The organism is Bacillus sp. z14 (2026), from assembly GCF_058313575.1.
The window spans coordinates 923,935-946,779 of the sequence record NZ_JBZFQK010000002.1; the positions used below are offsets into that span (position 1 = coordinate 923,935).

Genomic DNA, 22,845 nt, shown 5'->3' on the forward strand with positions numbered 1-22,845 from the left:
GCTATCCCCGGTCAAAGGCGGAGCAAAGGTGCGTCCAAGGTGAAGGAAGGCAGCTATCGAACACCTATGTAGCACCTTTGCCCCGGGTATCAAACCCACCTCTCCCGTCAGTTTATCTCCTAAGACAAGTAAAGGAAGGTTTAGAAAACGAAAAAAAGAAAGCCAAAACAGGCTTTCTCTTTACTTAGATATAAACTGCTGAGTCCAGATGTGGCCAGACTTCGCATAACCTACGCCAATATGAGTAAACTTCGAGCTTAAAATATTTGCTCTGTGACCTGAGCTATTCATCCACGCATTTACAACTTGTTCAGGTGTTGTTTGACCTTTTGCGATGTTTTCACCGGCAGATTTATAATTGATGCCAAAGTTTTTCATCATGTCGAATGGAGAACCATAAACAGGACTAGTGTGACTAAAGTAATTATTATCTCTCATATCTTCTGACTTGTATCTAGCTACTCTGGCAAGCTCCCAATCATATTTTAATTCCTGCAAACCTTGTTTTGCTCTTTCAACATTGACGAGCCTGATAACTTCTTGCTCATAGGCCTTAACATCGTCTTGAGTAGGAATATTGATCTTTTGACCAGGATAAATCAAGTTTATATTTGAAATTTGAGAATTGGCTGCAATAAGTTCGCTGATTCCTGTCTCTGTTTTAACAGCAATCTTCCATAAAGTATCACCGGAGACAACCGTATATTGATAGTCTGCAAAAGCGGTGGCTGTAGGTAGCAGTAAAGTAGTTGTGAGTATAACTGATGTGATTTTTTTCTTCATCTTTCCTCTCCTTAAAATTTTTATTACGGGTTCGATTATATAAAAGAATGGAAGAGAATTGGTTGTCAATATCAGGAATCTACTAATATTGCCATTTGAACCCCTCTAGAAAGGGATTTATACAAATTTGGTAAATGATAGAATTGGCGATATAACTATTAGAGGGAGAGCTGATTTTTTAATAACCGATTATTAATGTTAAGAGTATAAACATCCAAGCTCGGGGCTTTTTTGTTGCGAAGATAGGGGTTAAGAGATGTGTTGAAATTTGATTTAGAAAATAATGAAATATGACAAATTCAAAAACAGTATATACGTTCCTTCTATAAGTCTTTTATACTAGAAGTAGGCAAATGGAAGGGGGGTCCATATAATGAAAAAGATGTTAATCGCATTAGGTGTAACATTATTATTTACAGGGTGCAGTGCTAGCGAAAGTTCAATTAAGGTAAACGAAAAGGTGAAGATTGAGAGTTCTGTTGGACAAAAAGCCGTACATACATATATTAAGAAAGCAAAAGCTCATCTCAGTACAGCTCCTAATTATAATCCGGCAGTCTATGATGATCGGCTTATGAAAATGGCAAGTGATTCATTTCAGATATCTGTGGAAGAAGCAACTGAGATTTACAAAGCCTATGAATATGATAAATAATTTTTTTATTTAAATTTAAAGCGCTTTCATTTGATGGGAGTAAAACTTTATTTTAGTTCTGTATTAACCTTCTTACAAAAAGGGTAATAAACTATTGATAGGGCTAATACAGAGAGGAAGTGGCACGGTGAGTCTCCAGACCGTTCTGTTTGATTTTGATGGAACTATTGCCGATACTTTACCTGTTAGTTTTGAAGCTTTTAGGTATGTGTTTAATAAATATGATCAAAGAAGTTTAACTGATGAAGAGATTATTCAATTATTTGGTCCCATTGAGGATGTTATTATAAGAAATCATTTACGTAATAAGGAAAAGGTGGAGCATGCCATAGAAGATTTTTATGATTTATATGAAAAAGGGCATAATCGTGAGTTTGAATACTTAACAGAAATTCAGGAAATGCTGGATGTTTTAAAGGACATGGATATAAATCTGGGAATTGTTACTGGAAAAAGCAGAAGATCATTAACACTCTCACTAGAGTTGTTGAATCTATACGACTATTTCGATGTGACCATTTCTGGCGATGAAGTTAAAGCACCTAAACCCGATCCTGAAGGGATACAGAAATCACTATTTTTACTCCATAATGATCCATCTGAGGTCATCGTTGTTGGAGATAGCCAGGCTGATATCGCTGCAGGAGCTTCAGCGCACGTAACGACCATCGCAGCTCAATGGTTTAGCACAGTTCAAACGAGCTTGTATGGAACAAAGCCTACTCATATTTGTAAGACTCTTCCTGATTTTATTAAATTGATAAAAAAATATAAGCATGAAACTTCAATTAAAATACACAAAAAATAAATAGTTTATTCTAATTAATTCCTTTTAAATTAACTCTTTGTAGTTAAACTTAAAAGGTTTTTTTGTCTATTCGCTTTAGTAAAATTGTTTATAAGCTTTATTTTGAAGATGAAACATTGTGAAAATCATTGATTAGTTTAGTATAATAGTCTTGTATGTGAAAGGGGGCTCTCACGTTGAAGGTTAAAAAAACCATATGGGGAAGTATAGGAATGTTATTAATGGTTCTTATCTTGGCTGGTTGTAATGAAACTGTCAGTCCAGAAGAGCGATTGAAGGAATACATAAACCTGTGGAACGATCAGAAATTTGATAAGATGTATTCGAACTATGTAGCAGACTCAGCCAAAGACAAGTTTAAAAAAGAACAATATGTCGATCGATATCAAAAGGTCTATAAGGACCTGGAGATTTCCGATTTATCAGTTAAAAGCGAATTCAAGGATGAGAAAGAGCTGAAGAGGGATCAAAAAAGTATAACACTTCCCATTCAAGTAAAAATGAATTCTCTTGCAGGACCGATTGAATTTGAAAAAGAAGTAACCATGAAGCTTGAAACGAAGGATAAGGAAGAGAATTGGTATGTAGACTGGGATACAACTTATATTTTCCCTGAACTTCAGCCAGACGATAAGATTGGGATTAAAACGACAACTGGTAAAAGGGGCGAAATCCTTGATCGTAATGGAAATGGACTTGCGATAAATGGAATTGCTCAAACTGTAGGTATAACACCAGAGAAGTTTGATGAATCCAAAAAAGCTGAGTTAACAAAATTTTTGAATCTTAGCAATGACTATATTGATAAACAGCTTAATCAAAGCTGGGTTCAGCCAGGTTATTTTGTGCCAATTAAAACAATCCAAAATAACCAAACAGAGCTGATTGAAAAATTAAAAGTTATTAATGGTGTCAGTTTCCAAGAAAAAGAGATTCGGGAATATCCATATGGTGAAAGTGCAGCCCATTTGACAGGATATGTAGGTACTATTACTGCTGAAGAGCTAGAGAAAAATAAAGATAAGGGCTATTCAAATGACAGTATAATTGGCAAAAGAGGGCTTGAGCAATTATTAGAGGATAAACTGCGCCCGAAAGATGGCAATACGATTTATATTAACCGCGAAGATGACCCTATAGTCATTGCTGAAACAGAAGCAGAGGATGGGGAAAGCTTTAGGTTAGTATTGGATGGTGAATTACAAAAACAAGCATTTCAAAATATGAAGGGAGCTGCGGGGACATTTGCTGCGGTACATCCAAATACAGGAGATGTATTGGCGCTTGTAAGTTCTCCGTCGTTTAATCCAAACGACTTTGTACTGGGAATTAGCTCAGAGAAGTATAGTCAGCTGGAAAATGATAAAAAACTGCCATTGTTAAATCGATTTGCGGCCGCTTATTCACCTGGTTCAACGATCAAGCCGATTATTGCAGCAATTGGTTTAAAAACGGGTAAGCTTGACCCAGAAAAACAGCTGAATATTAAAGGCTTAAAATGGTCTAAAGGGAAAGAATGGGGAAATGCCTCTATTACAAGAGTAAGCGATCCAGGAAAACCTGTTAATCTTCAAACTGCCTTACAAATCTCAGATAATATTTATTTCGCACAGACAGCTCTTTCGATTGGTGAGACTGATTTGATTAATGGATTTAAGGAATTAGGGATTGGCGAAGAAAAATTCCCGCTCGAATATCCAGTCCGCGCATCACAATATTCAAATAGCGGCAAATTGGAGAGCAGTAAATTATTAGCTGATACTGGCTATGGTCAAGGAGAAGTATTAATGAGTGCGGTTCATTTATCCAGTATTTACGGTACAATTGTCAATGATGGAAAATTGATGAAGCCTCGTCTTTACCTTGATACTGAAACTGCCGTTTGGCATGATTCTTTTATTACTGCTGAACAGGCTAAAACATTGAAAACTGACTTGAGGAAGGTTGTTACAAGCGGCACAGGAAAGGCTGCAAACACACCTAAACTGGAATTAGCAGGTAAGACAGGTACAGCTGAGCTGAAAAGCACACAAGGAGAAGAAGGTATTGAAAATGGGTTATTCGTAGCCTATGATCAAAAAAATCCGAAGGCTGTCATGGCACTGTTAATAGAAGATGTACAAAATAATGGCGGAGGTAAAAATGTTCAATCCATTGTTCAAAAGACATTCTTGGATTGGGATTCCTCTGAAATTGATTAATTAAAAAGGTAAACAAAAAATAGAAAAGAAGCTTCCATTCAGAACATGAACGATACTCTGGATAGCGGACACTGATAAAAAAGTGCCACTATCCGGGGGTATCTTTCAAGTAAGGGTGGGAGCTTCTTTTTTCACGCTTCTTTACAGGTTTTATTTTTGCATCATCCAAGTTAATAGTTCTTTTTATTTTTTCATCAATACTTTTAGTTATTTACTATCTTCTGCTGAGTGCACCTTAAATAGATAAACTAGTAATCTGAAAAAATAATAGTGATGTAAATCGATTAACGGGATTTAATTCTCCTCACCAGGTAGATGATGCCTGCTAAGATGATTCCTGCGATGCTCACAAATCCCATTAGCAATATAGAAAAGCCTAATCCAATGTTCGCATCTTCAGAGGGGGTAATCACTTCAGCAATAATTAAGAACGTATACAAGCCAAAGGTAGCTAGGTAGATTAATAGTGCTGCATAACGCTCGCTTTTACTCCCTTGCCTGGTTACTGCATAAACGCAAAAAAAGGAAAACGCCAGGAGAGCGTACCTCAAGATAATCTCAGTATAATTAATATAATCCATAATCATCGCATCCTATCTCTTAATAAATTTAATATATTGAACATCCTACACCATTATAAAGTTAATATGGGTATTTATGGAATAAGTAAAAAGGCATGTCCTATCAGAAAACTTATATCAGGTTAACAAAATTAATGTAAAAGTCATTGAAAAAAGGCATCAGTCTCAAACTGATGCCTTTAATTTGCTTATCTCGAATAGCTTTATCTTAATTAGCTAAATCAATAATCCTACCTTCTACATTAGGTGAAACAGTTTGTTCAGGGAAGGACTGGATGTAATCAGAGAAAATCTCCCAATCAACGAAGCCGGGTTCGCTTACGCGGCCATCTGCATAAATATCAGCAAAGACAGAATAGCCATCGCCGCCTTTGGCAGTGAAGATGTTTGTAGCAGCGAAGTAGGTCTGTGTATCTACGAGTGATGTATATTCACCATTCTGGTTTATTTCGACTGATTGCACGCGTGTGCCTGCTGGTTTAGAGCTATCATAGGTAAAGCGAATGCCTGCGACCTGCAGGTATCCGCCGCTAGCGCTTGGAGCAGCACTAACGCTATGTTCAAGAGCTGTTTTCAATTCTGCTCCGCTAATTTCCATGATTGCGAGTGCATTGCTGAAGGGGAGGACTGTCATAACGTCAGCTAAAGTGATTGGTCCTGCCTTTAAGGTTGTCCGGACACCCCCGCCATTTTGTAGGGCAATGACAGTATTTGGGTTGATGGCTTTTGCCTTATCGAGCATTCCATCAGCAATCAAGTTGCCAAGATTTGTTTCGCCTGTCCTTGCAGCAGGATTGCCACCAATCAGATCGACGGCTGTTGTTCCGACAACTTGTTTTTTCTTTGCGTCAACAATCGGCTTATACTTCGCTAGGATTTGAGCTGCTGCCGGGTCTTCAGCAAAGATATAAGATCCTTCTGTGTTCTTAGCATCAATGCTAATCAGTTCGCCATCATAGGCGATAACTTTTCCTTTTTTATCAAAGCTCACATCAAGCTCACCAAGATATTTGGAATACTCGTTTGCTTGGACGATAATAGTCGGTTCTTTGTATTTATCTATAACGACGGGTTCGTTCAGCTGTGAATGAGAGTGGCCGCCAACAATAATATCAATGCCTTCGACTTGATTAGCAAGCTCGAGGTCATTGTCTCCTCCGCCATCATTGTAGCCAATATGGGTAAGGGCGATGATTTTATCGACACCTTGTTTCTTGAATGCTTTAACGGAGGCTTTAGCTGAATTGATATATTCCTCGAATTTAACATCACCAGGACTAGAGATACTGGTAGTCTCAGCGGTCGTTAAGCCGAAAATACCAACTTTCTCACCGTTTACATTTTTAATAATACCGTCGTATATTTTTCCATCATGTGGTTTAGCAGTATAGGTGTTATTCTGAAGTCTTTTCATGAGGGCATCATCGCTGAAGTCAACATTTGCACTCACAAATGGGAACTCAGCGCTTTGAACGAATGGCAGCAAGGTCTCAGTGCCAAGGTCAAATTCATGGTTACCAAAGGTAAAAGCATCGAATCCGGCAAGATTCATCAATTCAAGATCGGCTAGTCCCTTAAATTCATTAAAATAAAGGGTGCCTGAGAATACATCACCAGCATGGAGAAGAAGATTATTCGTATTTCCATTGCGATGTTCATTAATTGCGGTTATTTGTCTTGGTGCATTTTCAATATTAGCATGTGTATCGTTCACATGAAGAACACGCAACTGATAATCTGGGGCTTTTAGGGCTAGTTGCAGCATGGAAATAAGCTCAGATAAGCTAGCCTTTTGTTTATAACCAAATTCAGTATCGGAAATAGCTTCAGCGATGTCGTATAGAAGGATAGAACCGATTCTTTCAGCGTGTTTAGCAGGTACATCAGAGAAGTTTGTTACTGTGCTTCCTTTCAAATTGAAAGCCTTTGCAATCCAAACAGCAAGCTCCCCACGAGTCAAAGGTTCATAGCTGCCAAACTTATTCTTGCTTTTCCCATCAAGAATACCGGCATAGACTAATGAGTTTACAGCTTTTTGGGACGATTTTGGCACATCCGTAAAGCTTGTCTTAGGAGCTTTTTGGCTATCGAGTTTCAATGCACGCGCCATCAGAGCAGCTGCATCAATTCTAGATATGGATTTCTGTTTCTTCATACTTTGGGACGAAACGCCCAGTTCCTGAATAAAATGTGCTTCATTCTGGCGATCAGATGTTTTTGCATCGACTGCCGGCGCAACCAATGTTCCAGCAAGTGCAACAACCATTGTCATAATGGCCAACATACGAGAAAACTTCAATCGAAACTTCATATACCGCTCCCCTTTTGTTTGATATGGCCAAGATATAGGCCTCATATCTGATTATAAATGAGTTTTCGAGGCAATCGACATAATTTTCAAATAAATGGTAAATTTGAACTATATATTAATAATCAATTCTTTTAAGAGACATTTATTTAGTATCTGTAATGTTTTGCTTAATAATTAAGCCTTAGAAATCTGATTAACCTTATCAAATAGTGTATGTGTTCAAGATGAAGAAGAAAGGTTATTAGATCGTGTTCTTAAATTTACAGATCTTTATTTCCAAGTTATTAAATATCAATGAAATCTAAACGGAAAATGTTTTGTGATATTATTTCAAATAATGATACTCATATGAATGGAGGTGGAGTGGTGAGAAAATTCAGTTTATGGTCGATGGGAATGATGATAGCAGGGCTGATATTATTCGGTTTATCCGCAGGTATAGAAAGACATGTGGAACTTTTATTTCTTTTAGGAAGTCTTTCTTTTCTAGTTAGAATAGTCTTCAGTTTTGTGGCGATTGCAAAACAGGAAGAAGGGTGGTTAAAATTCATTTCACTCTGTTCTTTTTTTATTGTGTTCTTTTTGATTAGCTGGTTTGAGCCGTTTCATTTTATTCGAGTCCTTACTTGGTTGAAAAATATGGCTTAGAAATGAGAAGGGGAGATAGAGTTTTAGATAAAAAAGGTACTGCAAGTAGCAGTACCTTTTTTTAATTGAGAATGTAAAAATGTATTAAACTATTCTATTAAACTTCTTCAGTTACTGTTAAACCAAGTCCTGCAGCTACAAGTGTTCCGTATTCAGGATCAGCTTTGTAGAAATGCTGGATTTGACGTTCGATAATTTCAGGTACAGTCACACCTTGCATAGATCCAACGATGTTGTTAACCAGGTTAGCGCGTTCTTCACTGCTTAACAATCTGTAAAGATCACCAGCTTGAGTGTAGAAATCATCATTATCATAAGAAGTGCTTGCAGCATAGCCTTCCACTTCAAATGTTGCTTGTTGATCTTCAGGAGATTCTTGTTGACCTCCGAAGCTGTTTGGCTCGTAGTAGACAGAAGAACCGCCATTTATACTTGGGTTCATTTGGCCGTCACGTTGATAGTTATTTACTTCAACTTTAGGACGGTTGACTGGTAAGTGATTATGGTTTGCTCCCACACGGTAACGGTGAGCATCTGCATAAGCGAATAAACGACCTTGCAACAATTTATCCGGTGATACATCAATACCAGGAACAAAATTACCAGGAGAGAATGTAGCTTGTTCTACTTCTGCAAAATAGTTTTCTGGATTTCTGTCTAATACCATGCGGCCAACTTCGATTAAAGGATAGTCTTTTTGAGACCAAACTTTTGTTACATCGAATGGATCGAAACGATATGTGTTGGCATCTTCAAGCGGCATGATTTGTACGCATAATTTCCATGCAGGATAATCGCCAGCTTCAATTGCATTGTGTAAGTCTTCGATATGGTAGTCTGGATTTGTACCTGCAAGCTCAGCAGCCAAATCAGTAGATAGATTTTTTACCCCTTGTTCTGTTTTCCAGTGGTATTTAACCCATACGGATTTACCTTCAGCATTCGTCCATTTGAACGTGTGGCTACCAAATCCGTGCATATGACGCCAAGTAGCAGGAATACCACGATCAGACATAAGAATCGTTATTTGATGTAAAGATTCTGGTGAAAGTGACCAGAAATCCCAAACAGCATTAGGGTTTTTCAAATGTGTTTTTGGATCTCTTTTTTGTGTATGTATGAAATCAGGGAATTTGATTGCATCACGGATAAAGAAGACAGGAGTATTGTTACCAACGATATCGTAGTTACCTTCTTCAGTATAAAGTTTTACTGCAAATCCACGAGGATCACGTAATGTATCAGCAGAACCAAGTTCACCTGCAACTGTAGAGAAACGAATGAACAAAGGAGTTTTTTTGCCAACTTCAGATAAGAAAGCAGCTTTTGTATATTCAGTTAAATTCTTTGTAACCTCGAAATAACCATGTGCTCCGCCGCCTTTTGCATGTACTACACGCTCAGGTACACGTTCTCTGTTAAAATGAGCTAATTTTTCTAATAAATGTACGTCTTGAATTAAAGTTGGTCCGCGTCTTCCAGCTGTGATGGAATTCTGGTTATCTCCTACAGGAGCTCCCCAACTAGTTGTTAATTTTTTGGACATTATTTATACCACCTTTTTCGTATGATAAACCTATTATATTTATTTTTTATAATATTATCAATTAAAAACTACTATTTATTTAAAATAATTATAAATAAAAGGAGATTTAGTGAAAGGATGCTTATTTAATTCATTGTGAGAGAGCTCTTACAGGTAGGGGTTTTACCTTTAGAAATAAAGCAAGCAAGAGAGGCAGCAAGGAGATTCTCAATTAAGAAGCAGGTATTCTTATTTATGTTCTTTTAATTAGAGTATAAAATTATCAAGTTTATAAAAAATCTACTATCGAACTAGTTCGTTTACAAAATGAATGGGAAAGTTATTATCCTTTATCAACTTCCTTGCTGTCAATTAGAATGGTTCATGATTCTTCCTCTAAATACAATTAATGACTAAAAGTATTGATGAGAAATATAATTTAATTAAATTCTTATACTTTCCCATTTATGGTTAAACAGAGTAAGATGAAAAATAACATATAAAACATATTGGAGAGGTGTGAAATAATGGGAGAAACGGTCCGCACAGTTCCGAGACCATTGGTACGTTTAAACCAATGGGTGATTTTTCTTAGCGTGGTCGCTACTTGGGTAACAGGTGTTGAATGGATTTTAGCACTGCCTTTATTTGCAGGAATTATGGGTTTAGTCTTTGGATTCAATCCAATCATGCAAGCAGGTAAATTATTTTTAAGAAAAATAACTTCTGATTATATCCCGGAAGAGTGGGCTCAGCAACAATTTAATCAAGTGATCGCTGTTATTTGTCTTGCAGGCGGCCTGATCAGTTATATGCTTGATTGGATGATTGCTGGATATGTATTTACGGCCATGGTTGCTATTGCATCATTCGTTGCTATCATGGGATTTTGTATAGGCTGCTTTATTCGTTTTCAATGGCAGCAATATATGTATAAAAGATCGACAAACAAAACAGTTTAAAGAAAGTATTAGGATCCTGTAAATAGCAGGATCCTTCTTCATACTATTATAGAAGAATTCCGCATAACTTGCTCCTATTTTTAAATCAAGGTCACCTTTCTTCAGCATGGGCATAAACTGTAGCATGCAATCCTTGTTGAACTGATAATTAATTTGCACGCTAGACATTTATCATGCATAGGATGAAATGAAAATGGTTGAGGAGGGTAACCTTGTATGTCGCAATATAGAGAAATTATCACGAAGGCAGTAGTGGCAAAGGGGCGTAAGTTTACCAAGGCAAATCATACGGTTTGTCCAGACAACGATCCTACCAGTATACTGGGCTGCTGGATTATTAATCATACGTACGAAGCTAAGAAACATGGTAAAAAGGTAGAAATTGCAGGATATTATGATATCAATATTTGGTATTCATATTGCAATAATACAAAGACAGAAGTCAGAACAGAAAAGGTTCCGTATAAAGATACCATCAAATTAAAGTATCGGGACCAAACAGTCTATGATGATAATGAAGTCATAGCCAAAGTGGTTCAACAACCGAATTGTATTGAATGTCTAATAACTCCAGATGGTGAAAAAATTTCTGTTCATGTTGAACGTGAATTTTTAGTGGAGATTATTGGTGAAACAAAAGTAACTGTTTCAATCAGGGAAAATGCAGACACCGATGAGGAAAGCTGGGAGCTTGAGGTAGATGATGACGAACTGGAGGAAATTAATCCTGATTTCCTTGATCATAGTGAGTCATCCAGTGAAGAGTCCAGCTCCTATGAATCAGACAGGAAAAAAAGCAAAAGCAAGCGGGATTAAGTAACTAGAGAGAAAAACTCTCTAGTTTTTTTGTTGTTAGATGAGCTTGGCTCCTATGATATAATACTTCTATTATATATTTGATTGAAAGAAAGGTTTTGGGAAAATGGCAGTAGCAACCTATACTCCTATGATTCAACAGTACTTGAGTATAAAGGCAGATTATCAAGATGCATTCTTGTTTTTCCGTCTCGGTGATTTTTATGAAATGTTCTTTGAGGATGCCATTAAGGCATCAAAAGAATTGGAGATAACCTTAACAGCGAAGAATGGTGGAGGAGAACAAAAGATTCCCATGTGCGGGGTTCCTTATCATTCAGCGCAGTCTTATATTGAAACACTGGTAGATCGTGGCTTTAAAGTGGCCATTTGCGAACAAACAGAGGACCCAAAAGCGGCAAAAGGAGTCGTTAAACGTGAAGTTGTCCAATTAATTACTCCAGGTACGGTGATGGAAGGAAAGAGTCTCGCCGAAAAAGAGAATAACTATCTTGCGACTATTTCTTCCATAGATGGCTTGGGATTTGGAGTGGCTCATATTGATTTAACGACTGGCGAAAATCGAGTAACCCATTTTTCCAATTTTAAAGATGTGTTAAATGAAGTTTCCGTTATAGGATCTAAAGAAGTTGTGGTTCAGCCAGATTTCGGTGAAGAAAAAGAAGTGTTATTAAAAGACAGAGGGATTGTCACGATTTCTTATGAAGCCGACTCGGAACCGAAGGAAGAGTTTAACCATTTGGTAAGTGAGCTTCCGAAAAAAGACCTAAAGCATACGGTAGCCCGTTTGCTCAATTATATACAGCGTACTCAAAAGAGGACGATTGAACATATTCAACCAGTTGAATTATATGAAACGGAACAATATTTAAAAATTGATTACTATTCAAAAAGAAATTTAGAGCTCACGGAAACTATTCGTTCAAAAGGTAAAAAAGGCTCTCTTTTATGGCTTCTTGATGAAACCAAGACGGCCATGGGCGGCAGAAGACTAAAGCAATGGATTGAACGCCCATTAGTCAGCGAATCTGAAATAGAGGCTCGGTTATCGATGGTTGAAACATTTATGAATCAATTTTTTGAACGGGAAGAGCTGCGTGAGCTATTACATGAAGTGTATGATTTGGAACGTTTAACAGGCCGTGTTTCCTATGGCAATGTAAATGCACGGGATTTATTGCAGCTGAAGCGTTCCCTGCAGCAAGTACCGGCTATTATTGATGTGATTGGAAGGCTTCCTATTGATACGGCTAAAGAAATCGCATCCCGGATGGATCCGTGTGAAGAAGTGACGGATTTACTCGAGCAGGCGCTGCATGAGAACCCGCCGATTTCCATTAAAGAGGGAGGCATTATTCGCGAAGGGTATAACGAAGATTTAGATCGTTATCGCGATGCTTCCAAGAACGGGAAAACCTGGATCGCTCAGTTGGAACAAAAGGAAAGAGAAAGAACAGGTATCCGTTCTCTAAAAATTGGTTATAATCGTGTATTTGGTTATTACTTGGAAGTAACAAAGGCAAATCTCCACCTTCTGAATGATGATCGATATGACAGAAAACAAACTCTTGCAAATGCAGAACGTTATATCACTCCAGAATTAAAAGAAAAAGAAACAATCATCCTCGAAGCAGAGGAAAAAAGTACAGGTCTGGAATACGATTTGTTCTGTGAATTACGTGATCAAATTAAAGATTATATACCTCGTCTGCAAAAATTAGCGATGGAAATCAGTGAATTGGATGTTTTACAATGTTTCTCTACTATTAGTGAACGTTACCACTATGTAAAACCACAATTCTCTCATACACGTCAAATGAGTATAAAAAATGGCCGACATCCAGTCGTAGAAAAGGTTTTAAAAGCACAGGAATATGTACCGAATGATTGCTTCTTGGATAAAAAGAAGGAAATCTTATTAATTACTGGACCAAATATGTCCGGTAAGAGTACGTATATGCGCCAGGTTGCCTTGACAGCGATTATGGCCCAAATCGGCTGCTTTGTACCTGCAGACGAAGCAATCCTGCCAATATTCGATCAGGTATTTACGAGAATCGGTGCAGCAGATGATTTGATATCAGGACAAAGTACCTTTATGGTCGAAATGCTTGAAGCGAACCATGCGATTACGAATGCAACAGAAAACAGTTTGCTTCTATTCGATGAAATCGGAAGAGGAACGTCAACCTATGATGGAATGGCATTGGCCCAATCAATCATAGAATATATTCATCATCATATTGGTGCAGCTACCCTCTTCTCCACGCATTATCATGAGTTAACAGCTCTAGCTGATCAACTCAGCAAGCTGAGTAACGTACATGTTCGTGCAATTGAGCAAAATGGCACAGTCATTTTCCTTCATAAAGTAGTCGATGGACCTGCTGATCGCAGTTATGGTATTCATGTTGCCAAGCTTGCGGAAATGCCGGAGACGGTGATTAAGCGAGCGCAAGAGATATTAAACGTCCTTGAACAAGGGGACAAGCAACCAAAACCTACGCCGCCTGTAAAAACTGAAACTGATGCTGAAATTGTCAGTGAACAGGCGCAATTATCCTTTTTCACAGAAGATAAAAAGGAAAAAACGACTTCATCATCCCGACACTCAAAAGAGTGGAAGGTAGCGGAAGAGCTTAAATCCTTATCTATATTAGAGATGAATCCTTTAGAAGCTTTAAACGCCTTATATGCATTACAGAAAAAATTAAAGTAGGAAGGAGAGAACGATATGGGGAAAATTGTACTGTTAGATGATCTATTATCCAATAAAATCGCTGCCGGAGAAGTAGTAGAGAGACCTGCATCTGTTGTAAAAGAGTTAGTGGAAAACTCAATAGATGCTAACAGTACGGTAATTGAGATTTATGCTACGGAAGCCGGTCTAGAATCCATTCGCATTATTGATAATGGGGAAGGGATGGAAGAGGACGATGCCCTCAATGCTTTTCACAGGCACGCGACCAGTAAAATAAAGGACGAAAACGATTTATTCAGAATTCGTACGCTAGGTTTCCGGGGTGAGGCATTGCCTTCAATCGCTTCTGTTTCCAAATTCGAATTAAAGACCTCAACAGGTGATGGACCTGGAACCCGTCTTTTACTCGAGGGCGGCAAGGTCCTTACTCATGAGTCCTATTCAAGCCGTAAAGGAACCGATATAACGGTGAGTGAACTGTTCTTTAATACACCGGCTCGTCTGAAATATGTTAAAAGCGTTCATACAGAGCTTGGGAATATAACCGATGTCGTAAATAGGCTGGCACTGTCGCATCCGGATGTATCGTTTAAGCTGGTTCACAACGACCGTACCTTATTACAAACATCAGGCAACGGCAATCCACTTCAGGTGCTTGCCGGGATATATGGGATACAAACTGCTCAAAAAATGCTGCCGTTTGAAGCATCAACACTTGATTTTTCAATAAAAGGCTATGCCGGACATCCGGAAATGACGAGGGCTTCGCGTAACTATATGACCATTTTGGTAAATGGAAGATTTATTAAGAATTATTTGATCGCCAAAGCAGTCATGGAAGGGTACCATACTTTATTGCCTATTGGACGTTATCCAATTGCGATGCTCAATATTGAAATGGATCCTTTATTGGTTGATGTGAATGTGCATCCTTCCAAAATGGAGGTTCGTTTCAGTAAAGAGCAAGAGCTGATGACATTAATTAGCGAGGCCATCCGGAATACGTTTAAAAAAGAGACATTAATTCCGACAGGCGCTCCTGTTAAACGTGAGGAAAAAGCAAAAACGGAACAAGCTCAATTTACGTTTACGGAGGAAAGAGCCAAGCGGCCTGAGCCGCCAAAGCAGACTCCTCCAATGGTAAAGGCAACTGAAGGATTTTCAGTGATTTATGATCCGCCTGAGATTGAACAGCCGAAGCGGGAATTCGAGGCTCCTAGTCCTATCGAGTTGAACGAGCCTGGAAGGGAATCAGTAGAAGAACAGGTAGAAACTGAACCGTTTATCAGTTCAGAAGCGGGTTCCGAACGTGTCGGAACGATCGTAGAGCAAAAAGAAGAGGAATTAGAGCCGATTCAAGACAATCAGGACATGCAAGAAAGCCGAATTCCGCCTTTATATCCGATTGGACAGCTGCATGGAACGTATATTTTGGCCCAAAATGAACAAGGGCTCTATATGATTGACCAGCATGCTGCCCAAGAGCGGATTAAGTATGAGTTCTTCAAGCATAAGGTGGGAGAGGTCAACAAAGAACTGCAAGAAATGTTGGTACCGATGACACTGGAGTATTCAACAGATGAGTTTGTGAAGCTGGAAGAACATAAAGAAGAGCTGGAAGCGGTCGGAGTATTTTTAGAACCATTTGGATTAAATAGTTATATTGTCCGCGCCCATCCAACCTGGTTCCCAGCAGGCATGGAAGAAACGATCATCGATGAAATGGTCCACCAAGTATTAACGATGAAAAAGGTGGATATCAAGAAATTGCGTGAGGAAGCGGCAATTATGATGAGCTGTAAGGGGTCAATTAAAGCCAACCGGCATTTGCGTAATGATGAAATCAGTGCATTACTGGATGAATTGCGTCATACAAATGATCCATTCACATGCCCGCATGGCCGTCCAATTATCGTTCATTATTCGATTTATGAGCTGGAGAAAATGTTTAAACGGGTTATGTAATGTAGTAAGTAAATAAAAATGCATTAAACTTTAATTAAGCGGGGGAACAAGTCGTTTTCCTCCGCTTTTTTTGTGTTTATAATATAAGTTTGGATACAAAAAAGCTCCTAAGCTGCGCTTTTTTGGGGCCTATCCTCCAGCTATGAGGCACCTATGACCGACCTATACCGGGGTGAAGGTGTCTGAAAGGTAGGTGAAGTATGGAGGAAAGGAGCTATCTCCCAGCTATGAGGCACCTATAACCGGCCTATACCGGGGTAAAGGTGTCTGAAAGGTAGGTGAAGTATGGAGGAAAGGAGCTATCTCCCAGCTATGAGGCACCTATAACCGACCTATACCGGGGTAAAGGTGTCTGAAAGGTAGGTGAAGTATGAAGGAAAGCAGCTATATCTCAGCTATGAGGCACCTATGATCGGCCTATACCGGGGTAAAGGTGTCTGAAAGGTGGGTGAAGTATGGAGGAAAGCAGCTATGCTCCACCTATGAGGCACCTATGACCAACCTATACCCGGGTATAGGTGTATGAAAGGTGGGTGAAGTATGGAGGAAAGGAGCTATGATCTACCTATGAGGCACCTATGACCGACCTATACCGGGGTAAAGGTGCCTGAAAGGTAGTCATAGTCATCTTCGTGAATATAATTTATGAGCAGCTACCATTAGTTGTATGGGATGTTGCCAACTGCTTAGTTTATTATTTTCATCAAATACATGTGTATCAGACCCAAGAAATCAACCTTGAAAAGCAAAAAAAGGTATCAAATCAGTCTATAATACTGATCAGACACCTTTTTAATTACTCAATATCAATAGTTTGCTCTTGCTTCGCTTGCCATAGTTTGAATTTCTCGAGATCTTCAGTTATTTGCTTAATCGTAAATCCGATAATGGCTGCATCATCAGCAAAACCAAGACCTACAATAAAATCAGGGATAAAATCAATAGGTGATACAAAATAGATAATGGCTGCGATTATAGAAATAATCGACTTTTTAGGAATCTCTTTATAATCACCCTTTACCCAAGAGCGAAACATGGTGATAAGTAATTGAAGATTGTCCCATACCTCTTCCAGTGCATTTTTGTTTGTATTTGATTTCGTAGTTGCTTCATCTAATAGCTCATTTGATTTTTTTGTATTATTTAAATAGGTTTTGGCTGAATCGATGTATTTTTTATATTTATGTATTCCTTTGTTTTGTTCTTCCATTACTCATTCCTCCTAAACGACAACTTGTTTACATTTTAAGGTATATTTCTTCAACTAACAACATTTCAGTGATTGGTTTGAAAATAAATTAAAGACCTCTCATTAGAAACGCTGCTTAATGTCTTTTTCCCTAAATTTGTGTATACTAATCCTATCCTGTAAAAAATTGAGGTGTATAGAGTTATGAGTAAAAGTCGGGCTAAAAAATATAGGTTGAAATTGGAGAGAGAAGGCAAGCGCAATCCTGAAACTCTACGTGGCGGCCTATATACAATTGATTTGTGTACAAGAATGACGAAAACAAAGAAAGCTAAAATGGAACAATTTAAACATAAAAAGAGATTTCAGCATCTAGCAAAGGATGAGGGAATCTCTTTTTATTTGGCTCTATGGAGTTGTGCATAAAGGAGTCAGTATTTTAAGTTCATGGCATTTGAGACCTTATACTGTTCTATGTACTAAAACGATTAGTGAAATGGTGAACCAAAGGCCAAGCACGCACCTCAATCATTTTTGCAAAATGAAATATAGGCATTTCACCATTAATATCAATACCTTGCTTGGATAGAACGGAATTCTTACTGAATTCTGCTTCTGCCTCTTGTAATATCCAAGGGTCATGTAAAATATCACAGCGAAGCGGTACTCCTGATAAATTTAAGGTATAAAAGCAGTAACGCTCGGCCATCCATTCTTCGAAAGACCCCTTAGCTGCCTGAAATGGTTCTGAAATTGGTCTATAGCTACAGGCTAACTCGATTTCATGGTCATGTAGTCTCTTACTTTTAAATTCAATGTTTGTATCATTAGTCTGGATCTCCATATCAGTGTACCAATACGGTAAGTGGTATAGTGTTCTAGCCCCTTTTACAGCAAGCCAATTGGAAGCATCCAAACTAAAAAAGTACACACCTGGCTTTCCATCGAGAATGACATATGTACGAACATTTAGCTCAGGAAATTGATCTGTTCCTGGAATAGGGGGTAATCCCCGGAGTCTAATACCCGACATACGAAACGGTACAACCCCAATCCAGCATATGCCATTATATGAATCCAAAGGGAGCACTTCAGGTACTAACTTTCGTAATACCTCATATTTAATTGGATAATGGGCAAATAAAAGATCGCTCCATGTCTGCTTCATTGTCCAAGGTAAATTCGGGAGAGCCCATGGACGATGACTGTCATCCCATTGGTTTTTATCGAGCTTTAGTTGTTCTCCCAAAGCCATCACTTCCTTAACAATTTTTTTGGAATTGAACTCCTTCTAAAATAATCGTTACCACTTTACTGAAGTTAAGTAAAACTACATCAAAAGTTTAAAAAAACATCATGAGAATTAGCTTTTATTTTGCAATTTTACATGGAGAGAAACAACCCAATTAATACCTATTATACCGTTAAATTGAAATGATTTTATATTATTAATCTATTTTAAAGTAACTATTGTAGATTTAAATTCAGGATCTTACAGATAAATGTAAGCCTTGTGGAAAGAACTTTCCAACATGAACAATTAAATGGGTTTGTAAGTTTCCTATGGAATCGGGATTCCAGTGATTATATTGGACTCGCTGTTTCATCTGTGGATAAAAAATAAGAAAAGGAGAAGCGAGACAAGAACATACATGGATCCAATAAAAGTCTTATAGTTATAAAGTTCTCTAATACCGGTTATTAAAAATAGGACGATTAAATAAACAAAAAGTAATTGCACCAAGGAGAAGACCCTATATGAAAAAATATAACCCAGTAAGAAAAATGTAAGTAAGCCGGTTAACGCCTGTATGAACCGGAGCATGAAAACAATCTCCTCATTTCTATATATGTAAGATACCTTCTCCATCCTCAGCAATTTGTTGCGCGTAATATCGTTTACGCTTTCAAATGTATGAAACCTCTATAATAAATATTGATCAGGTAAGTGTTATATGATTGATTACTGAAGCACCTTAATTATAGGGTTAGTATAAATAGAGCCCATCTTGATTTCCCCTTTATCCATATGAAGGTAAAAGGGCCTCTTAAAATTATTTTAAAATAACAAAAGAATGAAAAAAGATTTGAATAAAGACCATTCAAACTGACTATACTGGTTAGATGTTACTCGCTCATGTTCAGATTATAATGATTTGTGTTAAGATAAGAAAAAAATGAATAGGGCAGTGTGAAGAATAAATGGAAAAACAGAAATTGGTCGTGATTATTGGACCAACGGCAGTGGGAAAAACCAAATTATCAATCAATTTGGCCAAGAAGTTCAATGGTGAAATTATAAGTGGCGATTCAGCGCAGATTTTTAAGGGTATGGATATAGGAACTGCTAAAGTTACAAAGGACGAAATGGAAGGGATTCCTCATTATTTAATTGATTGCAGGGAACCATCTGAATCCTATAATGTTTATGATTTTAAGCAAGAAGTGCAGCAGAAGATTAATGATATAACGAATAGGGGGAAGCTTCCTATATTAGTGGGTGGTACCGGTTTGTATATTCAATCCGTCCTATATGATTATCAGTTCCCTGAAACCACAGCAAATCCTAATATTCGAAAAGAGCTGGAAGAACGAATTGAACAAGAAGGGCCTGATGCTGTTTATCAAACACTTGTTGAGATTGATCCCGTTGCTGCTGAAAAAATACATCCTAATAACACAAAAAGAGTTATCCGTGCTTTAGAGGTATTTTATGATTCAGGAAAGCGTTTCAGTGAACAGGAACAATCCACAGAGAGAACATTATTATATGATGTGGCTTTGATTGGGTTAACAATGGACCGCGATCTTTTATATAAAAGGATCAATGAACGAGTCGAAGCAATGATGCAGCAGGGTCTTGAAGAGGAAGTCAGAAAACTATATGCAAAAGGATTAAAAGATGCACAATCCATGCAAGCAATTGGATATAAGGAATTTGAGGGACTAATTGAAGGAACTGAAACACGAGAAAATGTCATAGCAGAAATACAGCGGAATTCCCGTCGGTTTGCAAAAAGACAATTTACTTGGTTCCGAAATAAGATGGATGTTCACTGGTTCGATATGACCAATTTGGCTGATTTCGAAAAAATTTCTGAAGAAATATCGCTTGAAGTGGCAGGAATGCTCGCTTTAAAGGCGAATAGATAAACTATAGAGAGAAAAGAGGAGGCAAAAAAATGAAACAAGGAATCAATATTCAAGATCAAATTTTAAATCAATTGCGTAAGGAAAATGTATATGTAACAATCTTTTTACTTAATGGATTTCAGTTACGCGGACTGATAAAAGGGTTTGATAATTTTACAGTCTTAATTGAAACAGAGGGTAAACATCAACTGGTCTACAAACATGCGATTTCAACATTTGCTCCTCAAAAAAATGTACAAGTTGACCTTGAAGGTTAAGGATAAGTACGGCAGACTCCCTCTACGGTGAGTCTGTTTTTTATTTAACTGATTTTTTCATTCTGTATGGAGGGTGCCCGGAATATAAATAAGGAGAGGAAATATAATTATTTTCCGGGCAATCGCAGTATGTGACAATCAGGCACACCTTTATTGGTAAAAAATAAATTTATATTGTAGTTTCAGGGGTGCCCTTGTCTATTTTGCCTTCACTTTGTCGAATGTGTTAGGTAAAAAAGGGGGGACACGGCTTCATTAAAGAGGTGATCAAATGGAGCAACAGCCAATGCGAGTGAGAAATAATGGGCAAATTAATGTTGTATTGAAAAATGGTCAAGCAAAGGCTCAGGTTAAGCCGATTCTAAATGTTCCTCCATTACCAAAGGATATACCTTCTCATCATATAGCCCTAAAAGAAATTGAAGCTGAATTGAATAGTCTCGTAGGCATGGAGGAAATGAAAAAAGTTATAAAGGAAATTTATGCATGGATTTATGTGAATAAACAACGGGAAGTAGCTGGCCTTAAGGCTGAAAAACAGGCGCTTCATATGATGTTTAAAGGTAATCCCGGTACTGGAAAAACGACGGTCGCACGGCTTATAGGAGATTTATTTGTAAAGATGAATGTCTTGAGCAAAGGCCACTTAATCGAGGCTGAGCGGGCAGATCTTGTAGGAGAATATATAGGACACACAGCTCAAAAGACGAGAGATTTAATCAAAAAGGCAATTGGGGGTATTCTTTTCATTGATGAAGCCTATTCTTTGGGAAGGGGTGGTGAAAAGGATTTTGGTAAGGAAGCGATTGATACATTGGTAAAGCATATGGAGGATCGGCAGCATGAATTTATTCTTATTCTTGCCGGATATTCACGGGAAATGGAGTATTTTTTAACCTTGAATCCAGGCCTGCAATCCCGTTTTCCGATTGTCATTGATTTTCCGGATTACACGGTTGATCAATTAATGGATATAGGGAACCGAATGTTAAGTGCCAGGCAATACGTTTATAGTCTGGACGCGGAAAGAAAACTGCGCGATCATCTATATTATTTAACAAATGTTCTACATCTTAAATCCTTTTCCAATGGTAGATATGTAAGGAATGTAATAGAAAAATCAATCAGAACTCAGGCAATGCGTCTTTTGCTGTCGGATCAATATGAACGTCGGGAATTAATGACCATCCGAAGTGATGACCTAGTGTTCGATACATTTGAGTAAGAGATACGAATAAATATGAGTGCCCCGTAAGCTGTCATAAAGCTTTTGGGGCATTTGTTTTTTTGAGAAATAGTCATAATGAAATATTTCTAAGATGGTGATTATTAGTAGGTTAGAATACTAAAATCAAACGCAGGGAATTAACGAACTACCACGTCTAAGTAATCTATTAATAATTTAGATTTTGTGGTAAATTTTAGTTAGTTGCATAGGTTGGAATGGTAGATTTTATATTAACAATCTCTTGCCATAAAGATCGAGAAGTGGAATGAGAGTAGAAGGTTAAACGAGATGAATTTGATAGAAGAAATTATATTTACAAGCAAACAGGTAATAATTGATGCAGATTGTAAAAAAGAAGATTTGATTGTATTGTTAAAAAACACCGGTGAAAATACGGTTCAATTAAACGGAGAACTTATTTTAACTCTTCCCAAGGGTCACCATATTATTCGATTCACAAAAGACCATTTCTGTCTTTTATACAATACGACTCTATCTTTTTATTCATTAACGGGTAAATTTGTATCTGAATTTGAGGTTGGTTCACATATTCATGAGTTATTTCCTTACAAAGATGGCGTTCTATGTACATATGGAGATCAAGGTGTATACGGAAAGGGTGCTGGAGTAAATATATTGAACTGTGTATCTCCATTCAGTGGTTTAGAGTCTTTTTATAACAATGCTATCCAATATGATCTTCTCTATGACCCTCTGGTTACTCGTTATAAGCCCTATGCTTGTATCAACTTGGAGAGAAATGAGTTAGTAATACTAAACGAGCAGCTTGAAGAAGAAAAAACGATGAAAATTCCTTTTGATACAGGAAATTTAATTACCTTTGCACTTACCTACAAATACGGCTTATTTATAGAAGAAAATAAACTATGTGTATGGGAATTTGAAACAACAAAACGCATTCTTGAGTATAAGAGGGAGTTCTCTTCTAAAATCAGAGCTATTTTTCATCGTCATGATTTTTCATTTATAGAGATTTCTGATTATGAGGTAAAAGGATTCATGCCAGTTGTGGAGTATGGCACTTAAGATAATCATCAATAC

The 22,845-nt window shown here is 37.6% G+C and carries 19 protein-coding genes; 13 read left to right on the forward strand and 6 right to left on the reverse strand.

Features of this window, described 5'->3' with window-relative positions; genetic code table 11:
- Positions 1-180: 180 nt before the first annotated feature.
- Positions 181-783 (reverse strand): SafA/ExsA family spore coat assembly protein, encoded by a 603-nt coding sequence (gene safA / locus AC4G3O_RS10540; RefSeq protein ID WP_140461349.1) that lies wholly within the window; start codon positions 781-783, stop codon positions 181-183.
- A gap of 373 nt (positions 784-1,156) precedes the next feature.
- On the opposite strand from safA, the gene AC4G3O_RS10545 reads away from it, so the two are divergent.
- From AC4G3O_RS10545 to AC4G3O_RS10555, 3 genes are all read left to right on the forward strand, one after another.
- A complete protein-coding gene (locus tag AC4G3O_RS10545) occupies positions 1,157-1,438 on the forward strand; it encodes a putative periplasmic lipoprotein (protein ID WP_148629626.1) in 282 nt (93 codons plus the stop codon).
- Positions 1,439-1,565: 127 nt separating this feature from the next.
- Positions 1,566-2,246 carry an HAD family hydrolase gene (locus AC4G3O_RS10550; RefSeq protein WP_140461351.1) on the forward strand — a complete coding sequence of 227 codons (681 nt, stop codon included), beginning with the start codon at positions 1,566-1,568 and terminating at the stop codon, positions 2,244-2,246.
- A 176-nt stretch (positions 2,247-2,422) separates the two neighbouring features.
- The gene (locus AC4G3O_RS10555; protein ID WP_490558336.1) at positions 2,423-4,447 is read left to right on the forward strand and encodes a penicillin-binding transpeptidase domain-containing protein; all 2,025 of its coding nucleotides are present in this window, start codon (positions 2,423-2,425) and stop codon (positions 4,445-4,447) included.
- A gap of 284 nt (positions 4,448-4,731) precedes the next feature.
- On the opposite strand, the gene AC4G3O_RS10560 is transcribed toward AC4G3O_RS10555, so the two are convergent.
- Both AC4G3O_RS10560 and AC4G3O_RS10565 read right to left on the reverse strand, forming a co-directional pair.
- A complete protein-coding gene (locus tag AC4G3O_RS10560; RefSeq protein ID WP_140461352.1) occupies positions 4,732-5,028 on the reverse strand; it encodes a hypothetical protein in 297 nt (98 codons plus the stop codon).
- Positions 5,029-5,236: 208 nt separating this feature from the next.
- Complete coding sequence (locus AC4G3O_RS10565) at positions 5,237-7,339, reverse strand: 5'-nucleotidase C-terminal domain-containing protein (RefSeq protein ID WP_491136140.1); 2,103 nt, start codon at positions 7,337-7,339, stop codon at positions 5,237-5,239.
- A 366-nt stretch (positions 7,340-7,705) separates the two neighbouring features.
- Between AC4G3O_RS10565 and AC4G3O_RS10570 the strand changes: the two genes are divergently transcribed.
- Positions 7,706-7,987, forward strand: coding sequence for a hypothetical protein (locus AC4G3O_RS10570; protein WP_491136141.1), 282 nt, complete (start codon positions 7,706-7,708; stop codon positions 7,985-7,987).
- Between the two features lie 97 nt (positions 7,988-8,084).
- Here AC4G3O_RS10570 and katA read toward each other — a convergent pair whose 3' ends face one another.
- Positions 8,085-9,536, reverse strand: a complete 1,452-nt coding sequence (katA, locus tag AC4G3O_RS10575; RefSeq protein WP_491136184.1) for a catalase KatA — start codon at positions 9,534-9,536, stop codon at positions 8,085-8,087.
- Between the two features lie 503 nt (positions 9,537-10,039).
- On the opposite strand from katA, the gene AC4G3O_RS10580 reads away from it, so the two are divergent.
- From AC4G3O_RS10580 to mutL, 4 genes are all read left to right on the forward strand, one after another.
- Positions 10,040-10,474, forward strand: a complete 435-nt coding sequence (locus AC4G3O_RS10580; protein ID WP_491136142.1) for a DUF4395 domain-containing protein — start codon at positions 10,040-10,042, stop codon at positions 10,472-10,474.
- A gap of 216 nt (positions 10,475-10,690) precedes the next feature.
- Positions 10,691-11,290 (forward strand): outer spore coat protein CotE, encoded by a 600-nt coding sequence (gene cotE, locus AC4G3O_RS10585; protein ID WP_066099703.1) that lies wholly within the window; start codon positions 10,691-10,693, stop codon positions 11,288-11,290.
- Between the two features lie 106 nt (positions 11,291-11,396).
- Positions 11,397-14,009, forward strand: a complete 2,613-nt coding sequence (gene mutS / locus AC4G3O_RS10590) for a DNA mismatch repair protein MutS (RefSeq protein ID WP_140461363.1) — start codon at positions 11,397-11,399, stop codon at positions 14,007-14,009.
- A 15-nt stretch (positions 14,010-14,024) separates the two neighbouring features.
- Positions 14,025-15,956 (forward strand): DNA mismatch repair endonuclease MutL, encoded by a 1,932-nt coding sequence (mutL, locus tag AC4G3O_RS10595; protein ID WP_066099697.1) that lies wholly within the window; start codon positions 14,025-14,027, stop codon positions 15,954-15,956.
- A gap of 796 nt (positions 15,957-16,752) precedes the next feature.
- Here the strand turns inward: mutL and AC4G3O_RS10600 are convergent.
- Positions 16,753-17,166, reverse strand: a complete 414-nt coding sequence (locus tag AC4G3O_RS10600) for a YkvA family protein (protein WP_066104258.1) — start codon at positions 17,164-17,166, stop codon at positions 16,753-16,755.
- 183 nt (positions 17,167-17,349) lie between these two features.
- On the opposite strand from AC4G3O_RS10600, the gene brfA reads away from it, so the two are divergent.
- The gene (brfA, locus tag AC4G3O_RS10605; protein WP_491136143.1) at positions 17,350-17,571 is read left to right on the forward strand and encodes a ribosome rescue factor BrfA; all 222 of its coding nucleotides are present in this window, start codon (positions 17,350-17,352) and stop codon (positions 17,569-17,571) included.
- 46 nt (positions 17,572-17,617) lie between these two features.
- Here brfA and AC4G3O_RS10610 read toward each other — a convergent pair whose 3' ends face one another.
- Positions 17,618-18,313 (reverse strand): YqjF family protein, encoded by a 696-nt coding sequence (locus tag AC4G3O_RS10610; RefSeq protein WP_491136185.1) that lies wholly within the window; start codon positions 18,311-18,313, stop codon positions 17,618-17,620.
- Positions 18,314-19,347: 1,034 nt separating this feature from the next.
- On the opposite strand from AC4G3O_RS10610, the gene miaA reads away from it, so the two are divergent.
- The 4 genes from miaA to AC4G3O_RS10630 all read left to right on the forward strand — a co-directional run bounded on the left by miaA (position 19,348) and on the right by AC4G3O_RS10630 (position 22,830).
- Positions 19,348-20,298 carry a tRNA (adenosine(37)-N6)-dimethylallyltransferase MiaA gene (gene miaA, locus AC4G3O_RS10615; RefSeq protein WP_491136144.1) on the forward strand — a complete coding sequence of 317 codons (951 nt, stop codon included), beginning with the start codon at positions 19,348-19,350 and terminating at the stop codon, positions 20,296-20,298.
- A gap of 29 nt (positions 20,299-20,327) precedes the next feature.
- Positions 20,328-20,555, forward strand: a complete 228-nt coding sequence (gene hfq, locus AC4G3O_RS10620; protein ID WP_066104248.1) for an RNA chaperone Hfq — start codon at positions 20,328-20,330, stop codon at positions 20,553-20,555.
- A gap of 271 nt (positions 20,556-20,826) precedes the next feature.
- Complete coding sequence (gene spoVK / locus AC4G3O_RS10625; RefSeq protein ID WP_066104245.1) at positions 20,827-21,780, forward strand: stage V sporulation protein K; 954 nt, start codon at positions 20,827-20,829, stop codon at positions 21,778-21,780.
- A 291-nt stretch (positions 21,781-22,071) separates the two neighbouring features.
- Positions 22,072-22,830 (forward strand): hypothetical protein, encoded by a 759-nt coding sequence (locus AC4G3O_RS10630; RefSeq protein ID WP_066104243.1) that lies wholly within the window; start codon positions 22,072-22,074, stop codon positions 22,828-22,830.
- Positions 22,831-22,845: the final 15 nt, after the last annotated feature.